The organism is Thiothrix eikelboomii (assembly GCF_900167255.1).
In the GTDB taxonomy this organism is placed as follows: domain Bacteria; phylum Pseudomonadota; class Gammaproteobacteria; order Thiotrichales; family Thiotrichaceae; genus Thiolinea; species Thiolinea eikelboomii.
In genome coordinates this window covers 1-21,944 of the sequence record NZ_FUYB01000029.1, presented here as the reverse complement: position 1 = coordinate 21,944, position 21,944 = coordinate 1, and the positions used below count along the sequence as shown (strand labels likewise).

Here is a 21,944-nt window from a genome sequence, read left to right as displayed (position 1 = left end):
AGTGATAAAATCAGGGCATGACCTGCGCCATGCCCCAATACGAGTAGCTATCGGCTCTTATTGTGGAAGCTTACCGCCCCAACACAAGCGAGCCATTTCTTGGTTCCAAGGACGCATATAGGCATCACCAACAGCAAATGAATAATTCCAACAAGAGGGACGCTCATGGGAGCATTCGCCTGTCTGGATAAACTGCACACCTTCAAATTGCTTAAATCGAGTTAAAGAACCTGGACAACGTTTCTCAACTTCTGGAGATCCTAAACCTAGTGGATTTCCTCTACCCTGCTCTACATTAACTCCATTATAAGTCAAAAAATGTCGCATCCCATGATTAAAAGCAAAACGAGCATCCTGAACCGGGTTGCGCTTCTTAAGCGCTGACAATAAAGTGGTGTAGTGAGCATTGATAGCCTTTTCATCTTTAAAATCTTTTAGTTTCACCTTATCCGGTGGAGCATTCAGAAAATAGATCGTATTACCCACCACACGCAAAGCGCTTTTAGTAGCCACCGTCTGGCTTTGTCCCGTCGGCATTTGCCCCTCATCCATACTCACTGCATTCGGCGGAACACAGCCGACCACAGAAGCAAGACAGAGAGCGGTTAACAATGATTGTTTCATAGTGATCCTTTACTAAGTAGGGCATGACCTTCGCCATGCCCTGTCTTCTTGTCGACTACTTACCACCGTGACACAGGCGTGCCATTTCTTTGTTCCAAGAAAGCATATATGTATCAGTAGAGATTATATAATCTCGGCAAGGTCTGCTATCTGCTAAACACTCACCCGAATACTCACCAAACTTATATCCCTCTATAAATTTAAATTGAGAATGGGCGCTTGGACAGTGCTTTACCATTTCTGGAGCGCCAAAACCAAAAGGATTTCCCCTACCACCTGCTGCATTTCGCCCATTGCTAGTAAAAAAATACCGCATACCCTTACCAAAGGCGAAACGGGCATCTTGAGTCGGATTGCGCTTTTTGAGTGCTGCTGATAAAACCGTGTAATGAGCATCAATCGCCTTTTGGTCTTTGAAATCCTTCGGCTTGACCTTATCCGGTGGCGCATTCAAAAAATAGATCGTATTACCCACTACACGCAAAGCACTTTTAGCCGCCACCGTCTGGCTTTGTCCCGTCGGCATTTGCTCCTGCCCCATACTCACTGCATTCGGCGGAACACAACCCACGACTGAGGCGAGGCAAAGGGCGGTTAACAATGATTGTTTCATCAGAAATTCCTCAACGATATGAATAGATTTAAGGGGCCGCCACGGTTGGATTTCGCCCCGAAATTGCAAAGAAAATATTATTGCTACAGGCCACTTTCACCCGACTTCCCGTTTGAATCGTAGCGGGTAATCGCACTGTGTTGGCTGTAATACCCGTATTGTTATGAGTCCCTAGATTCGCATAAGCCACACCCGTAGCATTAATAAGTGAGATATTGACTTGCGAGCAATTAATCGGGCTGGCATTCGTTCCTGCCACATTCCAACTAATCTTAATCGCTCCACTGGCAGGCAACATCGTATTAGGCACACTAAACGCTGCCCCCGTATTACGAACATTCACCACATAATTCCCCTGAGCCACCCCACCACGCTGGTCACGCGCCACCAAGCGGAAGTTCAGAACCCGCGTTGTGATAGGTAAATGCTCACCATCCACCGCCGTACCTGCCAATAATGCAGGCAAATTGGGAATTGTGCGGCTGCTATTACCGTATTGAGGGAGACGCGAACGAATCAAGGCTGAGTTGATTCTATCCTGATTTTTGTTAGCGGCTGTTCCCCCAATATTGATTTGATCCCAAGCATAAGAAATCGGATCATTATCAGCATCGGTCGTCGTCACGACGGGTAAAGTAAACGGTGTACGGGCTGGGATATAAACTTGAGCGGGCATGCTCATAGTTGGATTACGATTGGTTAAACCAGTATTCGGATTAATAATGGCAGGACGAGTGCCACAAGTGTTTCCGCCACCATTATGGGCAAAAGCTGTCATCAATTGTAGGGTGTGAGCATGGAACATGGCCTCCGAAGTACTGCCCGTTGTTGGTGCAGGGAGTATATTGTTACCAGAACACTGTCCCGCATACGACATAATGGTCGTACCAGCACCCGGTTCGACCGCACCACCTGCGTCTCTAGTTGGTTGACCGTTTACAGCAGCACAATCTAGACCTGTAGACGCATTAAAGGTATGTCTAGCCCCAAATTGATGCCCTAGCTCATGCGCCAGCATATCAATCGCAGCCCCTTCAATCGCAGCCGTACTTCCTAATGGGGTTGAGATTGCAGACGTTCCACGAGCCTTTTGTGATGAACAGGGAGTGAATAATTGCCCCCAACCAACACCACCGGTCGTCAATACATGCCCAACATCATACCCATTTACACCTAAAACACTGTCTAGCATTGTTTGATTTTGAGGTAAGAGCAAATTGCCTGTCTTGTCGAAATTTGAATAACCATCTCCCAAACCATCCCCCACTTGAGCGGCATCCCCTAAATTAGTTTGGATAATGCTTGTACCTCCCACTAAATTAAACTTGATACTCAAATCTCGTTGGAAAATTTGGTTCACCCGTGCAATCAAAGTAAACAAACGCTGATTGGTCGTCGTTGCTCCGCCATTAGCTTGGGTAAACTCAGCAGTCGTTGCTAATGCAAGCTTGTAGGTATTTAGGTTTTGTCCCAATACCCGCGTTGAACCGCGCTCAGCAGTGGGTTGCGGCTCAGTATCTAGCAGCTTCTGTACTAAATCATCTTTAGCATGATCATGATCATGATTCCCACACTTGAATCCTTTCATCGCCGCTGCAAAGGCTTTCGGATTATTCCGCTTGCTAAAACTCACATAGCGGCGCTGACCCTTCACCGACTCATCAGGATCAATAAACACCGTATCCCCACTGCGCAGCTCCAACATGGCATGCAGACCTAAGGGCGTTCGATCCACCACCCCACCCACCACACGTTTATCCCCACCCATCACCGACCAAACTTTTAATTCAGGATGCTGCTTTTCTAATTCAGGCGCTAACACATGATCAGGAACGAGTTCAACGTGTGCAAAACTGCAATCCGGCAAAGGTAAACTGATCGTTAAACCCGACGAAACATCTGTAGAAGTTTGACGTGTTTCACTCAACACCGCCAATTGTTCATCAAGACGCTTTTCATCTAACTGAAGCGCTCGAAACCTCTCCAATGACGGTGTAGAGCTTGAAGGGGTTTGTGCAGACTCGGTAGCAACGCTATCCGGCAAATTATCATTCCAAACTGTTTCATCCGCTTGCAAAGATGAATAAGAGGCGAGCAGCGCTAAACTAATAGCACCTGCTAAAACAGTAGGCGAAAATCGTCTACCGAGACGAGCAATACATTTTCATAAAACAATTTCCTTTTGTAACTAAAAAACGAATTACTCTCTACATAATCAATCTACAGCCCCTTTATTCTTTCATTCAGTTAGCATAAAGGTAGTTTTTTTATTGGATCGGCAGTTAAGCATATTGAAAAAACATTTGTCAATTCCAATTTGCTTGTATTTTATTCATATTTGATAAACACTGATACACACTCGTTGGAATTGGATTACTCTTTAAGCCAACCCATTTAGCCCTACCCGAAATCGCAGCACCTTGCGGCTTTGAATCTGAACGTAGTTTGCATAGGCTGTGGCAAACTTGGCAGACGCTTGCCAAAGCGGGCTTAGCTAGCTTTCTTGCTTGCACAGAATCCTGTCAGGGCTTAACATTTCGGCCTTTGCTAAGACATATCGAATTTCAGGAATAATAAGTATGCGTAGTCATTATTGCGGGCAGGTGGATGAATCCCTGCTGGATCAGGAAATTACTCTCTGTGGTTGGGTAAACCGTCGGCGTGATCACGGTGGAGTTATCTTCATTGACCTGCGCGACCGTGAGGGGCTGGTGCAAGTGGTGTTTGATCCTGATCGGGCTGAGGTATTCGCCACGGCTGAGCGCGTGCGCAATGAATATGTTTTACAAGTCAAAGGCCGAGTCCGTCGCCGCCCAACAGGTACGACTAATGATAATTTGCACAGTGGTCAAGTTGAAGTGCTCGGCTTAGAACTCACGGTGTTGAATGCGGCTGAAACCCCACCCTTCCAATTAGACGAAACCGGGGTAGGTGAAGAAAAGCGCTTAACTTATCGCTATATTGACCTGCGCCGCCCTGAAATGCAGCAGCGCTTGCAATTACGCGCCAAAGCGACGGGCTTTATGCGCCGTTATCTGGAAGAGAATGGCTTTCTTGATATTGAAACGCCGATGCTTACCAAAGCAACCCCAGAAGGTGCGCGGGATTATTTAGTTCCCAGCCGCACCCATCCGGGTTCATTTTTTGCCCTGCCGCAGTCACCGCAATTATTTAAACAATTGCTGATGATGTCGGGCATGGATCGCTACTACCAATTTGCGCGCTGCTTCCGTGATGAAGACTTACGTGCTGATCGCCAGCCGGAATTCACCCAGCTCGATATCGAAACTTCATTTATGCATGAAGAGCAGATTATGGGTATGGTTGAAGCCATGATTCGTGACATGTTCAAGACCCTGCTGAGCGTCGAATTGCCCACACAATTCCCGCACATGACTTATGCCGAAGCCATGTTCCGCTTTGGTTCTGATAAGCCAGATCTGCGTATTCCTTTGGAATTTGTCGACGTCAGTGATTTAATGAAAGCGGTTGAATTCAAAGTTTTTGCAGCCCCAGCTAAAGACCCCGATAGCCGTGTAGTGGCTTTACGCTTACCGAATGGCAGTGATTTATCCCGCAAAGAAATCGACGATTACACGGCCTTTGTTGCCCGCTATGGTGCAAAAGGCTTGGCTTATATCAAAATCAATGACCTCAGTGCTGGCTTAGACGGTTTACAATCACCGATTCTAAAATTCCTACCTGAAGAAGTGGTGAAAGGTATTTTAGAGCGCACGGGTGCGCAAACGGGCGACTTGATTTTCTTCGGTGCAGATAAGGCTAAAGTCGTCAATGATGCAATCGGCGCTTTGCGCATCAAATTAGGCCATGATCGTCAATTACTCACCTCGGAATGGGCTGCCCTTTGGGTCGTCGACTTCCCGATGTTTGAATGGGATGAGAAAGAAAAACGTTGGGCTGCTCTGCATCATCCCTTCACCGCACCGAAATGTACGCCAGAAGAGTTGGCGGCTAATCCGGGTGAAGCACTGTCCATTGCCTATGATATGGTCTTAAACGGTACAGAAGTCGGGGGCGGCTCAGTGCGTATTCATCGCCCTGAAATGCAAAGCGCGGTCTTTAGCTTATTGGGCATTAGCGCCGAAGAAGCAGAAGAGAAATTCGGTTTCTTGCTGAATGCACTTAAATATGGCTGCCCGCCGCACGGAGGTTTAGCTTTTGGCTTGGATCGGTTGATTATGCTGATGACAGGCAGTCAATCCATTCGTGATGTGATGGCCTTCCCGAAAACCCAAACCGCTGCTTGCCCCTTAACAGATGCTCCCGCCCCTGTTGGCATGCGTCAATTGCGTGAATTGAATATTCGGGTGAAATTGCCGGAGAAAACCAGCGCTTAATTGGCTTAACTAGCCTGATTCAAAACCAAAACCCAAGCCACCCACGGTCGGTGGCTTGTTAATGCTTAACTGCCCCTGCCCTTATGGGGTGCAGTTCTATGCCGCCGCTGATGTGAATGCTGTTGATTTACCTGCGGCTCTGGCTCAGCCTCCAGCGGCTCTAAATTATTCTCTTCAAACATATAAGCAATCGAGGCGACCCGTCTAGGTTTTTGAGCTGGCACAGCTGCAGTGAGTTCAAGCTCTTTTGGCTCATCCGGTGGTAATGCAGCTGCTTTATCGTCTGCTTGCCATCTAACAGGCTCTGGCTCTAGTTCCGGCATTACTACAGCTTGAGGTGATTTCTCACGCGGCGGCTTTTTACGTTGCTCACGATCATGGCGCTCATGATGAGCAGCTGGACGTTGCGCTGGACGCTGTGAGTGACCGCGTTGTGGACGCTGGATTTCAGGTAATAACTCTGGGCTAATCGCCACTACAGGTAAGGTCTTACCCGTGTATTCTTCAATTTCAGGCAGATAAAAAGCCGTATCTTCGCAGGCAAAGCTATGCGCCTCACCGGAAGCTCCAGCACGAGCAGTCCGCCCAATTCGATGCACATAATCTTCGGCTAATTGCGGCAAATCAAAATTGAATACATGTGAAACCGCCGGAATATGCAAGCCCCGCGCTGCAACATCGGTAGCAATTAAAATTTGATAACGCCCTTCGCCGAAATCTTTCAAAAAGCGTTCGCGTTTACTTTGGCGCACATCACCGGAAATCATCGCGGCTTTAATCTGATTAACCTTGAGATAGGCTTCAATGCGTTCGGCATTATGCTTGGTATTGACAAATACAATGGCACGTTGCGGTTCAAGTTCACGAATTAAGCCAACTAACAGGGGAATTTTTTCTGAGTTAGCCGGAAAATAAATCGCCTCACTAATATTATCCGCACTGACTGAATCCGTTTCTATTTTCACAGGTACCGGATTATTCATGTGCTCATACGCTAGCTCCAAGACTTTTTGTGAGAGCGTGGCGGAGAACAGCATATTTAAGCGGGCGGTTGGCTCAGGTAAGCGCCGTAGCAAAAACCGAATATCTTGAATAAAGCCCATATCAAACATACGATCGGCTTCATCTAACACTAAAACTTGGGTTTGCTTAAAATCAAACACCCCTTGTTTCCAATAATCAATTACCCGCCCCGGCGTACCAATCAATAGATCTACCGCTTGGCTAAATTGCTGGCGTTGCTTTTCATAAGCTGCCCCACCATACACTAAGACGGTATTTAAGCCCGTGTACTTACCTAGCTCATCAGCATCACGGGCAATTTGAATGGCTAGTTCGCGGGTCGGGGCAAGAATCAAGCAACGTACTGAACCGGGCTTAGCATCGACTAAGGGTTGTGATAGCAAACGCTGAAAGGTTGCCACCAAAAATGCGCCGGTCTTCCCTGTGCCAGTCTGCGCCTGACCGGTAATATCCTGACCATTCAGAGCCAAGGGCAAGGTTTCAGCTTGAATACGCGAGCAATATTCAAAACCAGCGGCATGCAGCGATTTTAAAATCCGCTCATCGAGGGTGAATGAGTCAAATCGAGTTGTGCTTAAGTATTGATTTTCCATGTCGTAAGCATACCACAAACCATGCAAAAGCAACGTAGTAGCACAAATCAAGACCACCGCAAGCGACCAAAACAACTATTTAAGGGTTTTACGTGCTCATCATGACCGGAATATGATTTATTTTACAAGTCGAAATAACCCCAAATTAAATAGGAAGGCTTATACTACCCCCCCCAATGGGTAGCAGTCGCTATTCAAAAAGACTAGTACCCGTAAAAGTTGATTTTTTAAGCATGGAAAACATCATGATGGTTAACACCAACCTCTCTGCACACCTAGAGGCTAGTTTAGGTTTGAGCAAGCTTAACGATATTTTTTGGAACCAATCTGCGCCTGCTTTGTACGAAGCAGCTATGCGCCGAGGTGAAGCTCATGTGGGCCAAGGTGGCACTTTAGTGGCCTATACTGGCTCATTTACGGGGCGGGCACCGAACGACAAATTTATCGTTGATGAAGCCGATAGCCATGACAAAGTATGGTGGGGTGAAGTAAATAAAGCCATTAGTGAAGAGAATTTTGAGAAGGTTTTAAACTCAGTTCAAACGTTTTTACAAGGCAAGGCTATTTTCGTTCAGGATTTATTAGCTGGGGCTGATCCGACTACTGAACTGCCTGTCCGTATTATTACCCAATATGCTTGGCATGCTTTATTCGCACAGAACATGTTCATTCGCCCTGCTGAACTACAACGGAGTTTAGCGGTTGATGAACCACAGTTTACCATTTTACATGTACCGGATATGCAAGCTGACCCAGCCCAACATGGCACGCGCTCTGGGGCGTTTATTCTGGTTAATTTCGCACGGCGTTTAGTCATCATTGGCGGTACGCATTATGCGGGCGAGATCAAAAAATCCGTCTTCTCCATTATGAATTATCTGCTCCCTCAGCAAGGTGTCATGTCGATGCATGCCTCGGCTAATGTCGGTCAAGCAGGTGATGTGGCGATTCTGTTTGGTTTATCCGGTACGGGTAAGACTACCCTATCTGCCGATCCAGAGCGTTTATTGATCGGTGATGATGAGCATGGCTGGAGTGATCAAGGTGTTTTCAATTTAGAAGGCGGTTGCTATGCTAAGGTGATCAATCTTTCTGCAGAAGCTGAACCATTAATCTATGCAACTACCCATCAATTCGGAACGGTATTAGAAAATACAGTAATGGATATGGCTACCCGTGAACTGGACTTAACGGATGGCAGCCTCACCGAAAACACCCGTGCCAGCTATCCGATCACGCAAATCCCTAATGCACTCTATCCGGGCAAAGCAGGCCATGCTAAGCATATTATTATGCTCACTTGTGATGCTTTCGGGGTCTTGCCACCGATTTCTAAACTCACTACTTCCCAAGCCATGTATCACTTTTTGTCCGGTTACACCGCTAAAGTAGCTGGTACAGAAAAAGGCATCACTGAACCCACCACGACCTTTAGTACCTGTTTTGGTGCGCCGTTCATGGCGCTACACCCTTCTGTCTATGCTGACTTATTGGGTGCAAAAATCAATGAGCATCAAGTTTCCTGCTGGTTATTAAACACTGGTTGGAGTGGTGGTCCTTATGGTATCGGTAACCGGATGAAGATTCGTCACACCCGCGCCATGCTAAATGCAGCTTTACGCGGTGATTTGGATCAGGTGGATACTCGCATTGATCCTATTTTCGGTTTGAACATCCCAGTAAGCTGCCCCGATGTTCCGAATGAAGTGCTAGATCCCGCCTCGACTTGGGCAGATAAAACCGCATATCAAACCAAAGCCCAGCAATTAGCGGCGGCTTTCCATCAAAACTTTGCCCGCTTTGCCGACTATGTGACCGCAGAAGTGCGTGAAGCAGGACCTTTAGCGGGGCGTTGATTAGTCTCTACCGTTTGCCTCTTTCAGCAAATAGTAGAGAGAGGCATTCATTAGACTGTCTGACAAAGAAACTCCTGCATTTTGAATAGAGGCTTGCGACAATAGAGCCAGTTCATCCCCGCAGTGTGCACGAGCAATTGGGCAATCTGGAGCAGACTACCCAATACTTACCTAGATATTTTACTTAATCGAGAAGGGGCTAGTTTAACCTGACCAGCCCCTTATAAACCACCGTCACTCATTAACGCTTGCCGCCATGCCCTACACGGCCAGCTAAAAACTCAGTTAGGGTTAAAGTTTTGCTCACATCGGTATCTAAGCCCGCGAAGCCCCAAATCGAACCGGTTTTGTAGCCTTGGAGCACCGTGAATTCTGCTAAACTTAAGGCGCTATCGCCATCGGTATCGGCTAAAGCAAATGCATTTGTCACCGCAGTGGTCGCTGTTGTATTGGCGGAAAACTCTGCGAGGGTCAAGCCACTGCTGGTGGTATCCGTATTTAAAATCTCAAACATTTTGCTAATTTCACGGGTCTGTGTATTCGTTTCGAGATTTTGATATTCTGCTAGCGAAAGTGTCGCTGAATCATCACCATCGGCTTCATTAAAGTCGGCGGTGCGTACTGCGGTCACTTCAGCAGTTGTCACCGTACCATTACCATCTGTATCATAAATAGCAGTAAAGACTGAGGATTTAGCCGATACTCCCGTATGATTGGCTGAACCGTTGTGACCACCTTTGGCAAAGCTTGTAGAAGAAATGGCTAATAAACTAGTGAATAAAACAATAGCTGTTGTTTGCACACGCATGGACTGAACTCCATTTAAGTTTTTCTAAAAGTCTTACCTAACTTAGGTAAGTCGGTTGACCCGGTGCTGAACCACCGGGTTTTTTCATTGGCTAGCCGCACTAAGCAACTAACCCCTTGAAATCATTCATCGGCACGGTACTAGTGAGTGGTACGGCGACCTCCACGGTCTAAGCGCAGTACCCGCCAAGTCCCATCAGACCATTGCAAGGCAGTGACCTCAATATAATCACCTACCACCAAATCTTCGAACTTAGCCACATCATGGCGGCCACCACGTTGAGCTAAACGTTTAGCCGTTTGGCTATTGTTTAATAGCATACTGCTCTTATCTAAATAGAGGAGATAGCCCGCTAAATTAATCGTACTTAAGGTTTTATCAATAGCGGTGATTTGTCCGGCTAATTCGTGGCTATTCCCCTGCGAAGTATCACGCAACATAATACGCTTAGCCTGCAAACTCCCCGTCGCATCCATATAACCTTCCACCTCTAAATTTAACCCCACCGCCACCGCAGTCAAACCCACCCATTGAGTTGTATTACTGGTAATAATCTTCTGCCCTGCCAAGGTAAATTCATTAGCAGCAACAATCGTGCTGACAACTCCTTCTAACTCTAAGCGAGATTTTTCTGGATATTTATCTTCAGTGGTTTGTAAACTCAGTTGTTGAGCTATTAATACAGCATTCATTGGTAATTGGCTGGCCTTAACCTGTACCCTTTGCCCATTAGCCAAGGCTTGATTATTCCATGTACTTAAGTTGGCAGCGCCATAATTAATCGTCAACCCACTTATTTGAAAAGTTTTTAACTCGGGTTTTAAATGCGTAATCAAACCCATCAGTTGTAAACCCTCACTAGTTTGATAACTATCGGCGATTAAACTAATACTACTGGCTTTAATACTGCCATTCGGCAACCGATCACCGGAGATTTCCAACACATTCCCTATTTGCAAATCAGTTAATTGATCAAAACCATGCAAGACAGTCAGCAGATCCAGCTCCACCGTTTGCCCCAAGACCGTCAGGCTTTGACCATCCGCTGCCAGCGCTTCGACCACACCTTTTACCAAGCCTTCAAAGCTCACTTGCGTGGCAATACCACTGACCCCATCTGTGTTTACTGCTCCGGTCACAGTAATAAATTCGCCAGCTGCAAAACTAGTTTGATCAGCCACTCGACTGCCATTGCGATACAACAAGGCGTCATCAACTTGGTAGTGAACACCGTTTACATAAATACTGCCAAAGCCGGTGATGCGCCCTGCGGTAATCCCTGTACCGGTCATGCCGCCCTCCACTAAGGTCAGCGCATCACCGCAACTGCTTAAGCTTATAGCAGCGCTGAGCATTAAGAAGGCTAAGTTAATCTTCATGGCTGGTTTCCTTGCTGGCCATTGGCTGCTCGAAGTAATAAATCCCAACCCCTGCTTGCATCCGCCCTGTACCTTGGATTTCGGGGCTATGGTCACGATCATGCTGATAGAGCCATTGATTAAAACGTAATAAGAGTTGATGAGCGTCTTTGCGTACAAAGCTACGAAAAGCGGGTAAAACTTCTTGGGGCAAATTGTTATAACTCACTTTACGTTGGTAATAGCGCTCGTCTGACGGAACTATTAAATTATGATTAATCGTCATCACCAGCAGCGATACATCACTGCCTAATAATTGCAACTGAGCCTCATCATCCGTGTCGGGAATATAAGTCGCACTCAATAAACGCACGGCACCCTCGTCGACGGTATCGACTAATTGCACTCGCTTCATTTCGTCAAGCATGGCAAAGCTCGACATATCACCGCTATAACGCTGCACCAACTGTTCAAAACTGGGTTCAGCACCACGAAAAGCCAAAACCGCTGGTTGCCCTTCACGATCCAAAAAATTAGCATCATGCAACCAACCATTAAGAACTCGTAGAACCCGATTAAAGCGTGGGGCAACTTCAGTGATTTCTGCTTGACGCAGCTGGGTGACCTCTTTACGGGTTAATCCGGTAATCACGGCAATACGGGTCGTGGTTGCCCGCTCACCTGAGCTGGTTAATTCATCCTCAACGACATCCACATAAGCCTGCTTAGCTAGCTGGGTAAACTCACCAAAGGCGACTCCCTTGCGATATAAAATTCGCATCAGGCTTTTGAGAATCTGGTAGAGCGCAGCGCGCAGGATCGTGTTCATGAATGGGATTTTATTCCCATTAAGAGGATTGGCGCAAGTAAAAACACGATTAAAGGATGGGAAATTTTTCCCTTTAATAAAAAAAGCCTTCCAATGGAAGGCTTGTAAAGATCTTAAACTGTGAATGAACTAAGCAGTTGCCAGACTTTTACTCACAATTTCATAGACATCCGCTGATAAACCCTGATGAGCTTGAATACGCTCTAATTGCCCACGCATTAATTGCGCACGACCTGACTCATAATGCCGCCAGTTGATCAGTGGCCTAACCATGCGCGCAGCAACTTGCGGATTGCGTTCATTCAACCAGAGTACCCGTTCTGCCAAGAAAGCATAGCCACTGCCATCAGCAGCATGGAAATGCCAAGGATTACGTAGGGCAAAGCTACCAATTAAAGCCCGCACTTTATTCGGATTACGCATATCAAACAGTGGATGCTCCAATAACTGTTGCACCTGTTGCAAGGTATTGGGCAGGCTAGAACTGGCTTGAAGTGCAAACCACTTATCCATGACTAAGGGGTCATGCTGCCAACGATCATGGAAATGCTGCAAAGCGGCTACCCGCTCTGGGCAGTCAATATCCACTAATACCGCTAAAGCCGCTAAAGCATCAGTCATATTATTTGCTTGTGCATATTGTTCCGCACACAAAGCGGGTACTGCCTGATCATCTAAATGCCCTAAATAAGCCAAACAGACATTTTTCAAACGGCGCTTGCCCATACTGGCAGCATCAATCTGATAAACACCTTGGTGTTGTAAGCGATAGAAAATAATTTCAAAATCTAAGCGCAAAGCCTTCGCTAAAGTAGTGAGTACAAACTCTCGTACCTGATGAATCGCAGCGGGGTCGGCGGGGCGTAGTTGCTCAGCAATATCGGTTTCGGAGGGCAAACTTAAGGCCTCAGCGCGTAAGGCAGGATCTAAGTTTTCATCGGTTAACACCACTTGCCAAGCACATACACACTCATGGCTTAACCCTAAAGGAATACCTTGCTTTAAATCCAGCAATAAGCTTTCAAAAGCCCGCATGGCTAGTCGCTGACCCGCATCCCAACGATTGAAAGCATCACTATCATGCTTCATAAGAAAAATCAGCTCGGCCTCCGTATAGGGGTAAACCAAGCGTACTGGAGCGGAAAAATTACGCAGTAAAGACGGCACAGGTTGCTCAGGCACTTGAGTAAACCTGAAGCTCTGCTCGGCTTGCGTCAACTGCAAAATCCCATCACAAGGCTGATCTTCTAAATAGAGCGCCAAATCAGCCCCTGTCTCCCTCAGTAAACCCACTTGTAGTGGAATCAATTGGGGCTGTTTGTGCTGGCTTTCTGGAGTGGCGGGGATACTTTGAACACAATGCAAACGACAGGTTTGTGCAGTAGCATCATAGGTCATTGTCACTTTAACTTCGGGTGTGCCGGCTTGATCATACCAACGCTGCAATTGTTTTAAATCCGCCTGATTTGCATCCGCCATCGCTGCTAGAAAGTCTTCCGTAGTAACCGCTTGACCATCGTGGCGGGCAAAATACAAATCCATTCCCTGACGGAAACCCGCCCGCCCTAATAAGGTTTGATATAAGCGCACCACTTCCGCGCCTTTCTCATAGACGGTCATGGTGTAGAAATTATTGATTTCCATATAAGAGGCAGGGCGAATCGGATGCGCCATTGGGCTTGCATCTTCCGTAAATTGAAAAGTGCGCAGCATCCGCACATCTTCAATCCGCTTCACAGCAGGTGAATGTAGATCCGCCGTAAATTCTTGATCCCGAAAAACCGTCAGACCTTCTTTCAAAGACAACTGAAACCAATCACGACAGGTAATCCGATTACCTGTCCAATTATGAAAATACTCATGGCCAATCACCGATTCAATATTGATATAATCCTGATCAGTAGCGGTTTCTGGGCTAGCAAATACCAGTTTAGAATTAAAGATATTTAAACCTTTATTTTCCATCGCCCCCATATTGAAATCATCCACTGCCACGATCATATAAATATCGAGATCATATTCCAGACCAAACCGCTGCTCGTCCCAACGCATAGCACGCTTCAGCGACTGCATAGCATGCTCGCATTTACTAATATTATGCGGCTCGGTATAAATACGCAGTGTGACTTTACGGCCTGAACCCGTGGTATAAAAATCCTCTACATGCTTTAAATGCCCTGCCACCAAAGCAAATAAATACGCGGGCTTGCGATAAGGATCTAACCACCGCGCCCAATGTTTACCTTCTTCTAATTCACCCGCTGCAACTAAATTACCATTCGATAACAGCACTGGATATTTCGCACGCTCAGCGATAATATCTGTTGTGAACAAAGTCATGACATCCGGTCGATCTTGATAATAAGTAATCTTCCGAAAACCTTGCGCCTCGCACTGCGTACAAAAATTACCACTTGATTGATACAAACCCTCTAAAGCGGTATTTTTTTGTGGATAAATACGAGTAACAATTTCTAAACTCCCTTGTGCGGGCATCGTTAGAATCTGCAGACCTTCAGGCGTTAAGCGATAATCTTGATTTACTTGTAGATAGCGTCCATCTAATTGGACACTGATTAACTCTAAATCCTCACCATCTAATTCCAAGAGGGTATTACCTAAATGACTAGGGTCACGCTGATAATGTGCAGTACTGGTTACAACCGTAAACTCATCACCTAGCTCAAACTTTAAATTCAAAGTTTCGACTTGATAAACGGGGGGTGTATAATCCTTCAAATAAATAGTATGTGGCTGCCCTTCTCTCATTTTATCTTCCTAATAATTAAATACTGATCTCAGCATATAAAGCTTGTTTCAATTCAGCATACTGTGGATCAGTGGTTGATATAAACCCTAGCCGCAATAACAAATCAAGATTAACTAAATTACAGTTATCTTTAAATGCAGAAACTTGTGCGGTTAAATCTGCTAATTGAGCTAGTGAAATTAATTGAAATTGCTCGACCTCGCCATCGGTATTTTCGGGAATAAAACTTTCCGGTAGCCACAGATCATAAATAAACAAAGTGGAGTTTTCTAAGCCACGACTTAAGGTTTGACGATAGTGAAGCCTAGACACTGGTTGTGCTTGTCTGGCGAGTTCGGCAGGAATATTCGCCTCTTCCTTCGCCTCTTTCAGCAAATTATCTAGCAAACTCAGGCCGACCGGCAGACCACCCGCCACCATTTGATCCAATTTACCCGGCCAAAAGGGTTTAGCTAGTGTGCGTATACCCACCCAAACATAAACAGCATCGGCTTTTTGCACCAAGCCATTCACATGCACACCGAAGCTTTTAATCCCAAGATAAGAGGCCGCAGCCCGCTCCAACTCTAATACAGCGGTTTGCTGATAGCCTAAACTCACGGGGTAACGCTCCCCCACCCAAGTATCAATCACCGCCTCACGATGTAGTTCACGCATGACGGCCTCAGTCGCAAGAGTACGCGCTTGTTTGCTGCGCAAATGCTCTTGAAATTGAATAGCCTGCTGAGCGTGTTGAAACACCTCAGGGTAAGCCAACAAATGCCGAGCAAAATCAGGGCGTATCCAACCATAAATAGCGCCATCAATACGCCAAGCTAGATAATCAGCCAAATTCGCATTATTGCACAAGCGGATGCAATCGAGATAAGCCATGTACTGTGAACTTATTAAAGGAATTATCTGTTCAAAGATAATAGTATGTGACCCCCAAAGCAATTGCTAATGCACAGGCTAGGGTTGTAAGGGCGATTAATTTACTTAACCGTGGAATGATGATGAATGGCTGATGGCGAACAACCGGTGCATAGACTAGACGCTCTTCATAATGATTGGCTAAGTTAAAGGGGCGAAAATCAACTGTGACTAAATCCCCCCGCACTAAACGACTTAAGGCGGTCACTAAAGGAGCTTCGCGTGAATAGACGGGCTTAACCGCCGTGACCAAGCCTTGTGGGTCAAGCTCGGTTAAGCCCATCACTTTGCGTGGAATTCGATTTTCATCCGTGACTAACCAAACCATGACCCCTTTACCCGGAGAAGTTTGGGTTGCCTTCACGGCATGCACCAGAAAGGTTTTAATCATACAGCCCAGCCCGCCATTCATTAAAGAACTATCAGCAGGCTAACATAAGCGCGATTAATTCATTGAGTGGCTCACTGAGTAACGGCTAAGTTTCAAAGCTGTTGGGTAAACTAGCCTCATCCCTTAGATGCAACTTAGCTTGTTTTTGGGCTAAACGGCGCTCTTTAAAAAAAGCTTGGAGCTGAGTCACACAGTCTTGCTGCAAAACCCCTCCCACCAGCTCTATCTGATGGTTATGACGTTGATCTAATAAAACATCAAACCGACTACCCGCTGCCCCAGTTTTTGGATCATAAGCGCCAAACACCACGCGCTCCACCCGCGCATGCAACAAAGCCCCCGCACACATCACGCAAGGCTCGAGCGTCACATATAAAGTCGTATTAGGTAGGCGATAATTGCCCGCAGCTAAACCCGCCGCACGCAAAGCAATGATTTCTGCATGAGCTGTGGGGTCATGCTGGCTAATGGATTGATTCCAACCTTCACCCAAAACTTGCTGGTCACGGACGAGCACTGCCCCAACAGGGACTTCGCCTTGTTGATAAGCATGCTCGGCGAGTTGCAAGGCATAACACAACCAATACTCGTCCGAATAGCTTAATAGAGATTGAGGCATCACAAACCCATCACTTGTCATCGTTGTCGCTATGAGATGAAGGCGCCGCAAATAAGGCTGAATCAAATACCTACACGCCAAAAAACGACCCCGCTAGCCCCCGTCCTAAAGACGGGGAGCTGCATCAGCGATCAATATATCCATCCATAGATCAAGAGTTTTCGCTTAGAGACTAGCTATTGCCTGATTCAAAGTCTCACTCGGGCGCATCACTGCACTGGTTTTAGCCGGATCAACAAAATAATACCCACCTAAGTCAACCGGTTTACCCTGTACTGCATTCAACTCAGCCACAATGGTTGACTCATTGTCAGTGAGAGTTTTGGCTAAAGGTGCAAATTTTTCAGCTAATTCAGCATCTTCAGTTTGCGCTGCCAAAGCTTGCGCCCAATACATCGCTAGATAAAAATGACTCCCTCGATTATCAATCTCACCGACTTTACGAGAAGGCGATTTATTGTTATCCAATAGCTTTTCAGTGGCTGCATCTAAGGTGTCTGCTAAGACTTGCGCCTTTTTATTGCCCGTCTTTTGAGCCACATCCTCAATGGAAACCGTCAATGCTAGAAACTCACCTAAAGAATCCCACCGCAGATAGTTTTCTGCCACCAATTGTTGGACATGCTTAGGTGCAGAACCGCCCGCGCCGGTTTCAAATAAGCCACCACCGGCCATTAGCGGCACAATAGAGAGCATTTTTGCGCTCGTGCCTAATTCTAAAATCGGGAATAAATCAGTCAGGTAATCACGTAGAATATTGCCTGTGACCGAAATAGTGTCAAAACCACGGAAGGCGCGCTCTAAAGTAAAACGCATCGCCCGCAATTGCGACATAATATGAATTTCTACTCCAGTTAAATCATAATCTTCCAAATAACGATTGACCTTTTTGATGATCTCATTTTCATGCGGACGATAAGGGTCTAACCAAAATACCGCTGGTGTATTCGATAAACGAGCGCGGGTGACGGCTAATTTCACCCAGTCCCGAACCGCTGCGTCTTTGGCTTGACACATCCGCCAAATATCACCCTCTTCCACCGTTTGCACCATCAAGACCTTACCTTGATCATCCACGATGCGTGCTTCACCAGCTTCAGCGATTTCAAAGGTTTTATCATGTGAGCCGTATTCTTCAGCTTGCTGTGCCATTAAACCGACATTGGGCACGGTACCCATCACCCGAGGATCAAAAGAACCATTGGTTTTGCAAAAATTAATGACTTCTTGATAAATACGAGCAAAGGTACTTTCTGGCTGTACGGCTTTAGTATCATGCAGCTTGCCATCGGGGCCCCACATTTTACCGCCATCACGGATCATGGCAGGCATTGAAGCATCCACAATCACATCATTCGGTGCATGTAAATTGGTGATCCCTTTATCCGAATCGACCATTGCTAAACGCGGGCGCTCGGCTTCACAAGCTTTAATACAAGCGAGAATTTCAGCTTGCTTTTCTTGTGGCAGGGTTTTGATTTTGTCATGTACACTGCTCATGCCATTATTGGGTTTTACGCCGATTTCTTTAAATAAATCACCGTATTTTGCAAATAAATCTTTATAGAACACTTTCACCGCATGCCCGAAAACAATCGGATGCGAGACTTTCATCATAGTCGCCTTCACATGCAAGGAGAACAACATGTCGGTTTCTTTGGCGTCTTGCAGTTCGGTTTCGTAGAAATCGCACAACGCACGCTTACTCATATACATACTGTCGATAATTTCACCTTCGAGAATATGCGTTTTTTCTTTCAAAACAAGCACACGCCCATCTTTGGTCACCAAATCCATTGTCACATCACACTCACGATCCATCGTCATGGATTTTTCACCATGATAAAAATCACTATGCTCCATGTGCGAGACGTGAGTCCGGGAGGCATGACTCCATTTACCCATTTTATGGGGGTTATTGCGGGCATAGCGCTTGACGGCTGCTGGTGCACGCCGATCGGAGTTACCTTCACGCAAAACCGGATTCACCGCACTACCTAACACTTTGCCATAGCGTTTGAGGATAGCTTTTTCCTCATCCGTTTGTGGATTCTCAGGGTATTCTGGAACACTATAGCCTTTAGCGCGTAATTCTTTGATCGCGGCATTCAGTTGCGGCAAGGACGCACTAATATTCGGCAATTTAATAATATTCGTTTCAGGACTTTGCGTCAGAGCACCGAGTTCGGCTAAGTTGTTTGGGACGCGCTGCGCCTCAGTCAAGAAATCGGGAAATTCCGCCAAAATCCGTGCTGCGACTGAAATATCGCTAGTAACAACGTCAATCCCTGCAGGTTTCGCGAATGCCTGAATAATGGGTAAGAATGAGTAGGTCGCTAATAGCGGAGCCTCATCAGTCAGGGTATAGATGATCTTTGGATTGTTGGTAGTCATGATTTTCCTTGGTGATAGCTCGTAAAATAAACGCAAACTGGCGCGACAGCTTGGTATAAAAAATCTCCTCAGATCTATTCTACTATATACAACAAGAGATAGACAAAAGCGCAGCAAAAAGATTCTTGCTTGCAGCAAAGCACCTGCAAAATATCTGCCAAACAGCCGTCAACAACAGGGTTTAAACAACCTACTAGACCTTTATAATTGTGACTCAATCGGCAATACACTGATCAGGCCTGAGAATAAGCGTTGCCAAAAACTCGTCATGGGTTCTCGATCATGTTCATGGAGCAGACCGTGCTGATCCGTCTCTAACCAACGCAATTGTTGTTGGTCATTCAGCACCAGCTTCCAAGCGACCTTAGGTTGGACACCTTCATCCATGAAGGCGATTAAGCGTCGTGCTAACTCAGGGCTTTCCACATAAATACCTATTTCTGTATTAATATTTTCTGAGCGCGGATCTAAATTAAAGCTACCAATGAACACCGCTTTTTTATCAAACGCAAATGCTTTGGTGTGTAAGGACGCCGTTGAATCCCCCTGATTAAGCAATTGATTTAATAATGCGCCTTTCGAATCAGGACGCAGTTCATAAATCTCTACCCCTGCCTTTAATAAATCATCGCGCCAGCGGGTATAGCCTGCATGAGCGGCTAACACATCATTGGACGCTAAAGAATTGGTGAGCACGCGAATACGGACACCTTGACGAATTAGTTTGCGTGCCTCCTCAATCCCTGCTTTAGTCCCTACAAAATAAGCAGATTCAATTAATAATTCTTGCTTTAGACTTGGCAACTTGTTTGTTAGCGCATGACTGATTTCACCACGCCCTTGCTTGACAAGGCTGACCGGATCATTATCAATGACCCGACCTTTAGCCCATACTAACTGAGTCAGTACTTGATTGATCCGTCGAACCAATTGTCTGACCTCTTTATTCAAAGGATGTGGATACGGATGTTGCGCTAGATAAGTCTTGATTCTTAAACGTGCTTGAACTAAATCAGCCTGAGTCACGGGCGACTTGACGAGGCGACTGATCGGATAAGACCAAGTACCATTCCATAAATAATCAAAGCTACGATTTAGCTCTTGCACAATCGGGCCTGCGGCTAATAAATCCATATCACGGAAATTAGCTTGCTCATCGACTTCAAAATAGTCATCACCAATATTGCGGCCACCGACTATCCCCAGCGCACCATCGACGATCATCGACTTATTGTGCATACGATGATTCACGCGCCTAAAATCGGTGATAAAGCTCAATAAATGATTTCGCCGATTTGCAAACGGATTGGCCATGCGGATTTCAAGATTAGGATGCGCATCCAAGCGCGCAATACTCTGATCACGCTTCGCCATATTATTATCATCCAATAAAATGCGGACTCGCACGCCACGATCAGCTACTTTTAGCAAATGCTCTGCAAGTAGTAAGCCGGTGCTATCCTCCTCCCAAATGTAATACTGCAGATCCAAGGTTTTTTCCGCTAATTCAACCATCGCAATCCGATCATTAAAAGCCGCTTTGCCACTGCCCACTAAGCTAAAACCGGATTGCCTAGGATGTTGACGCGCATGGACCGCCACCAACTGGCCTAAACGAGTTTTTTCAGGCTGACTCCAAGCTACCGAAGCAACCCGATCATGATTAGGTGGTAAACCTGCACACGCCGTTAGACCTAAGCAACTGCCGAATAAGATCGCTAAAAAAAACCACGGCTTTAATAACATACATAAAGTTCTTAAAAGATAAGTCAGACTAACTACCTTAGCACAAACCGTGACAGATACAGCAAAGAGAGTACTGCCGCCGAATGTGCAGCCTGCTCTGTTCCGTAGCTAAAATCAGGGGCTAGGCAATCCAATAATTTTTTTAAATTTTTAAAAATTTTTTTACCCCCCCCCGTAAAGATTTCAAAACAGCTTCGTCTGTAGTGATGAAGACGCTGCTGAGCAGCTCACCTTAACTCAATACTTGAAGGAGTCGTTTATGTTTAGTTTAGTGATTAACCGCTTGAAGCCTAGCCGCGCTACCCTCGTAGTCAGTAGCTTTTTAATTTTGAGTAGCTATGCTCAAGCCGATATTTATGAAAATTATGATCCCTGCAAAGATTATGCAGCCAAAGCCGTTTATCAATTTCGCTCTCAGCAAATTCTCAATTGTGGCTTTGCGGATGCGCGTTGGAATGAAAATGGCGCAGGCCAACATCACTGGTGTCGAACTGTCCGTCCGAAAGAAACTGAGAATGAAACCAAGGCGCGGGCTAATCTATTAATGAAATGCATGAATCCACAGGGCAACTTTAATCAAAATGATCTAACGGTGAGTACTAAGAGCTTAACCCAAGAAATGTTAGCTGCGGCAGGACGGGGGGCAACTGAACGCTTGCAACAATTAATTGCTGCCGGTGCCGATTTAAAAGGGCAGCAGTCAACCGTTATGGAGCAAGCTTTAAATTCAAGGGAAACAAAAACGGGTCATGTATTCAAGAGGTTGAATAGAGTTTAAACTACTGCAGTTGATTGGCGTAGAGTAGTGAATCATGGCAACGATAGAAGTGTTATGTCCGAAGTGTTCCAGTGCGGTGTATCGACATGGTAAGGCCGCCAGTGGAGAGGCGCGTTATCGCTGCCGAGGGTGTCATCACTGTTTTCAGTTGAACTACCGTTATGAAGCGAATCGCCCTGGTGTAGCGGAGCGGATCATTGACATGGCGATGAATGGCTCAGGGGTACGTGATACGGGTCGGGTGTTGAAGATCAGCCCGACGACCGTGGTGC

The 21,944-nt window shown here is 46.1% G+C and carries 17 protein-coding genes; 4 read left to right on the top strand and 13 right to left on the bottom strand.

Going from position 1 to position 21,944, the window contains the following annotated elements:
- Window positions 1–57: 57 nt before the first annotated feature.
- Genes B5D50_RS18655 through B5D50_RS18645 form a run of 3 tightly spaced genes read right to left on the bottom strand, consistent with a single transcriptional unit; the run spans window position 58 to window position 3,281 of the window.
- Entirely contained in the window at window positions 58–624 is a 567-nt protein-coding gene (locus tag B5D50_RS18655; protein WP_143594418.1) for a hypothetical protein, read from the bottom strand.
- A 55-nt stretch (window positions 625–679) separates the two neighbouring features.
- Window positions 680–1,237 carry a hypothetical protein gene (locus tag B5D50_RS18650; RefSeq protein ID WP_078924172.1) on the bottom strand — a complete coding sequence of 186 codons (558 nt, stop codon included), beginning with the start codon at window positions 1,235–1,237 and terminating at the stop codon, window positions 680–682.
- A 28-nt stretch (window positions 1,238–1,265) separates the two neighbouring features.
- A complete protein-coding gene (locus tag B5D50_RS18645) occupies window positions 1,266–3,281 on the bottom strand; it encodes a M12 family metallo-peptidase (RefSeq protein WP_143594417.1) in 2,016 nt (671 codons plus the stop codon).
- Window positions 3,282–3,816: 535 nt separating this feature from the next.
- Between B5D50_RS18645 and aspS the strand changes: the two genes are divergently transcribed.
- Window positions 3,817–5,595 (top strand): aspartate--tRNA ligase, encoded by a 1,779-nt coding sequence (aspS, locus tag B5D50_RS18640; RefSeq protein ID WP_078924170.1) that lies wholly within the window; start codon window positions 3,817–3,819, stop codon window positions 5,593–5,595.
- A gap of 65 nt (window positions 5,596–5,660) precedes the next feature.
- Here aspS and B5D50_RS18635 read toward each other — a convergent pair whose 3' ends face one another.
- Entirely contained in the window at window positions 5,661–7,211 is a 1,551-nt protein-coding gene (locus tag B5D50_RS18635; protein ID WP_078924169.1) for a DEAD/DEAH box helicase, read from the bottom strand.
- A 245-nt stretch (window positions 7,212–7,456) separates the two neighbouring features.
- Here B5D50_RS18635 and B5D50_RS18630 point away from each other — a divergent pair, with 245 nt between their 5' ends.
- Window positions 7,457–9,067 (top strand): phosphoenolpyruvate carboxykinase, encoded by a 1,611-nt coding sequence (locus B5D50_RS18630; protein WP_143594416.1) that lies wholly within the window; start codon window positions 7,457–7,459, stop codon window positions 9,065–9,067.
- A gap of 241 nt (window positions 9,068–9,308) precedes the next feature.
- Here the strand turns inward: B5D50_RS18630 and B5D50_RS18625 are convergent, their stop codons facing one another.
- The 9 genes from B5D50_RS18625 to B5D50_RS18585 form a co-directional block, all read right to left on the bottom strand.
- Window positions 9,309–9,875 (bottom strand): EF-hand domain-containing protein, encoded by a 567-nt coding sequence (locus B5D50_RS18625; RefSeq protein WP_078924167.1) that lies wholly within the window; start codon window positions 9,873–9,875, stop codon window positions 9,309–9,311.
- A 140-nt stretch (window positions 9,876–10,015) separates the two neighbouring features.
- Window positions 10,016–11,254 (bottom strand): DUF5666 domain-containing protein, encoded by a 1,239-nt coding sequence (locus B5D50_RS18620; protein WP_078924166.1) that lies wholly within the window; start codon window positions 11,252–11,254, stop codon window positions 10,016–10,018.
- Window positions 11,244–12,062, bottom strand: coding sequence for a DUF6502 family protein (locus B5D50_RS18615; protein ID WP_078924165.1), 819 nt, complete (start codon window positions 12,060–12,062; stop codon window positions 11,244–11,246). The genes B5D50_RS18620 and B5D50_RS18615 overlap by 11 nt, the downstream gene beginning before the upstream one ends.
- A gap of 129 nt (window positions 12,063–12,191) precedes the next feature.
- Window positions 12,192–14,831: an aminopeptidase N gene (gene pepN / locus B5D50_RS18610; RefSeq protein ID WP_078924164.1), complete on the bottom strand. Its 2,640-nt coding sequence runs from the start codon at window positions 14,829–14,831 to the stop codon at window positions 12,192–12,194.
- Between the two features lie 16 nt (window positions 14,832–14,847).
- Window positions 14,848–15,705 carry a DUF4743 domain-containing protein gene (locus tag B5D50_RS18605; RefSeq protein WP_078924163.1) on the bottom strand — a complete coding sequence of 286 codons (858 nt, stop codon included), beginning with the start codon at window positions 15,703–15,705 and terminating at the stop codon, window positions 14,848–14,850.
- Window positions 15,706–15,736: 31 nt separating this feature from the next.
- Window positions 15,737–16,135 carry a hypothetical protein gene (locus B5D50_RS18600; RefSeq protein ID WP_143594415.1) on the bottom strand — a complete coding sequence of 133 codons (399 nt, stop codon included), beginning with the start codon at window positions 16,133–16,135 and terminating at the stop codon, window positions 15,737–15,739.
- An 85-nt stretch (window positions 16,136–16,220) separates the two neighbouring features.
- Window positions 16,221–16,754, bottom strand: a complete 534-nt coding sequence (tadA, locus tag B5D50_RS18595) for a tRNA adenosine(34) deaminase TadA (RefSeq protein WP_078924184.1) — start codon at window positions 16,752–16,754, stop codon at window positions 16,221–16,223.
- Between the two features lie 165 nt (window positions 16,755–16,919).
- Complete coding sequence (locus B5D50_RS18590) at window positions 16,920–19,148, bottom strand: NADP-dependent isocitrate dehydrogenase (RefSeq protein ID WP_078924161.1); 2,229 nt, start codon at window positions 19,146–19,148, stop codon at window positions 16,920–16,922.
- Window positions 19,149–19,349: 201 nt separating this feature from the next.
- Window positions 19,350–20,894: a phospholipase D family protein gene (locus tag B5D50_RS18585; RefSeq protein ID WP_078924160.1), complete on the bottom strand. Its 1,545-nt coding sequence runs from the start codon at window positions 20,892–20,894 to the stop codon at window positions 19,350–19,352.
- 259 nt (window positions 20,895–21,153) lie between these two features.
- Here B5D50_RS18585 and B5D50_RS18580 point away from each other — a divergent pair, with 259 nt between their 5' ends.
- Complete coding sequence (locus B5D50_RS18580) at window positions 21,154–21,672, top strand: hypothetical protein (RefSeq protein ID WP_078924159.1); 519 nt, start codon at window positions 21,154–21,156, stop codon at window positions 21,670–21,672.
- Window positions 21,673–21,706: 34 nt separating this feature from the next.
- The coding region (locus B5D50_RS20250) for an IS1-like element transposase (RefSeq protein ID WP_143594316.1) at window positions 21,707–21,944 on the top strand (238 nt) is incomplete at its 3' end.

Excerpts from the sequence above, each read along its gene's own strand:
- B5D50_RS18655 (WP_143594418.1), bottom strand. The coding sequence starts at position 624 with ATGAAACAATCATTGTTAACCGCTCTCTGTCTTGCTTCTGTGGTCGGC.
- B5D50_RS18650 (WP_078924172.1), bottom strand. The coding sequence starts at position 1,237 with ATGAAACAATCATTGTTAACCGCCCTTTGCCTCGCCTCAGTCGTGGGT.
- aspS (WP_078924170.1), top strand. The coding sequence starts at position 3,817 with ATGCGTAGTCATTATTGCGGGCAGGTGGATGAATCCCTGCTGGATCAG.
- B5D50_RS18635 (WP_078924169.1), bottom strand. The coding sequence starts at position 7,211 with ATGGAAAATCAATACTTAAGCACAACTCGATTTGACTCATTCACCCTC.
- B5D50_RS18630 (WP_143594416.1), top strand. The coding sequence starts at position 7,457 with ATGATGGTTAACACCAACCTCTCTGCACACCTAGAGGCTAGTTTAGGT.
- B5D50_RS18625 (WP_078924167.1), bottom strand. The coding sequence starts at position 9,875 with ATGCGTGTGCAAACAACAGCTATTGTTTTATTCACTAGTTTATTAGCC.
- B5D50_RS18620 (WP_078924166.1), bottom strand. The coding sequence starts at position 11,254 with ATGAAGATTAACTTAGCCTTCTTAATGCTCAGCGCTGCTATAAGCTTA.
- B5D50_RS18615 (WP_078924165.1), bottom strand. The coding sequence starts at position 12,062 with ATGAACACGATCCTGCGCGCTGCGCTCTACCAGATTCTCAAAAGCCTG.
- pepN (WP_078924164.1), bottom strand. The coding sequence starts at position 14,831 with ATGAGAGAAGGGCAGCCACATACTATTTATTTGAAGGATTATACACCC.
- B5D50_RS18605 (WP_078924163.1), bottom strand. The coding sequence starts at position 15,705 with ATGGCTTATCTCGATTGCATCCGCTTGTGCAATAATGCGAATTTGGCT.
- B5D50_RS18600 (WP_143594415.1), bottom strand. The coding sequence starts at position 16,135 with ATGATTAAAACCTTTCTGGTGCATGCCGTGAAGGCAACCCAAACTTCT.
- tadA (WP_078924184.1), bottom strand. The coding sequence starts at position 16,754 with ATGCCTCAATCTCTATTAAGCTATTCGGACGAGTATTGGTTGTGTTAT.
- B5D50_RS18590 (WP_078924161.1), bottom strand. The coding sequence starts at position 19,148 with ATGACTACCAACAATCCAAAGATCATCTATACCCTGACTGATGAGGCT.
- B5D50_RS18585 (WP_078924160.1), bottom strand. The coding sequence starts at position 20,894 with ATGTTATTAAAGCCGTGGTTTTTTTTAGCGATCTTATTCGGCAGTTGC.
- B5D50_RS18580 (WP_078924159.1), top strand. The coding sequence starts at position 21,154 with ATGTTTAGTTTAGTGATTAACCGCTTGAAGCCTAGCCGCGCTACCCTC.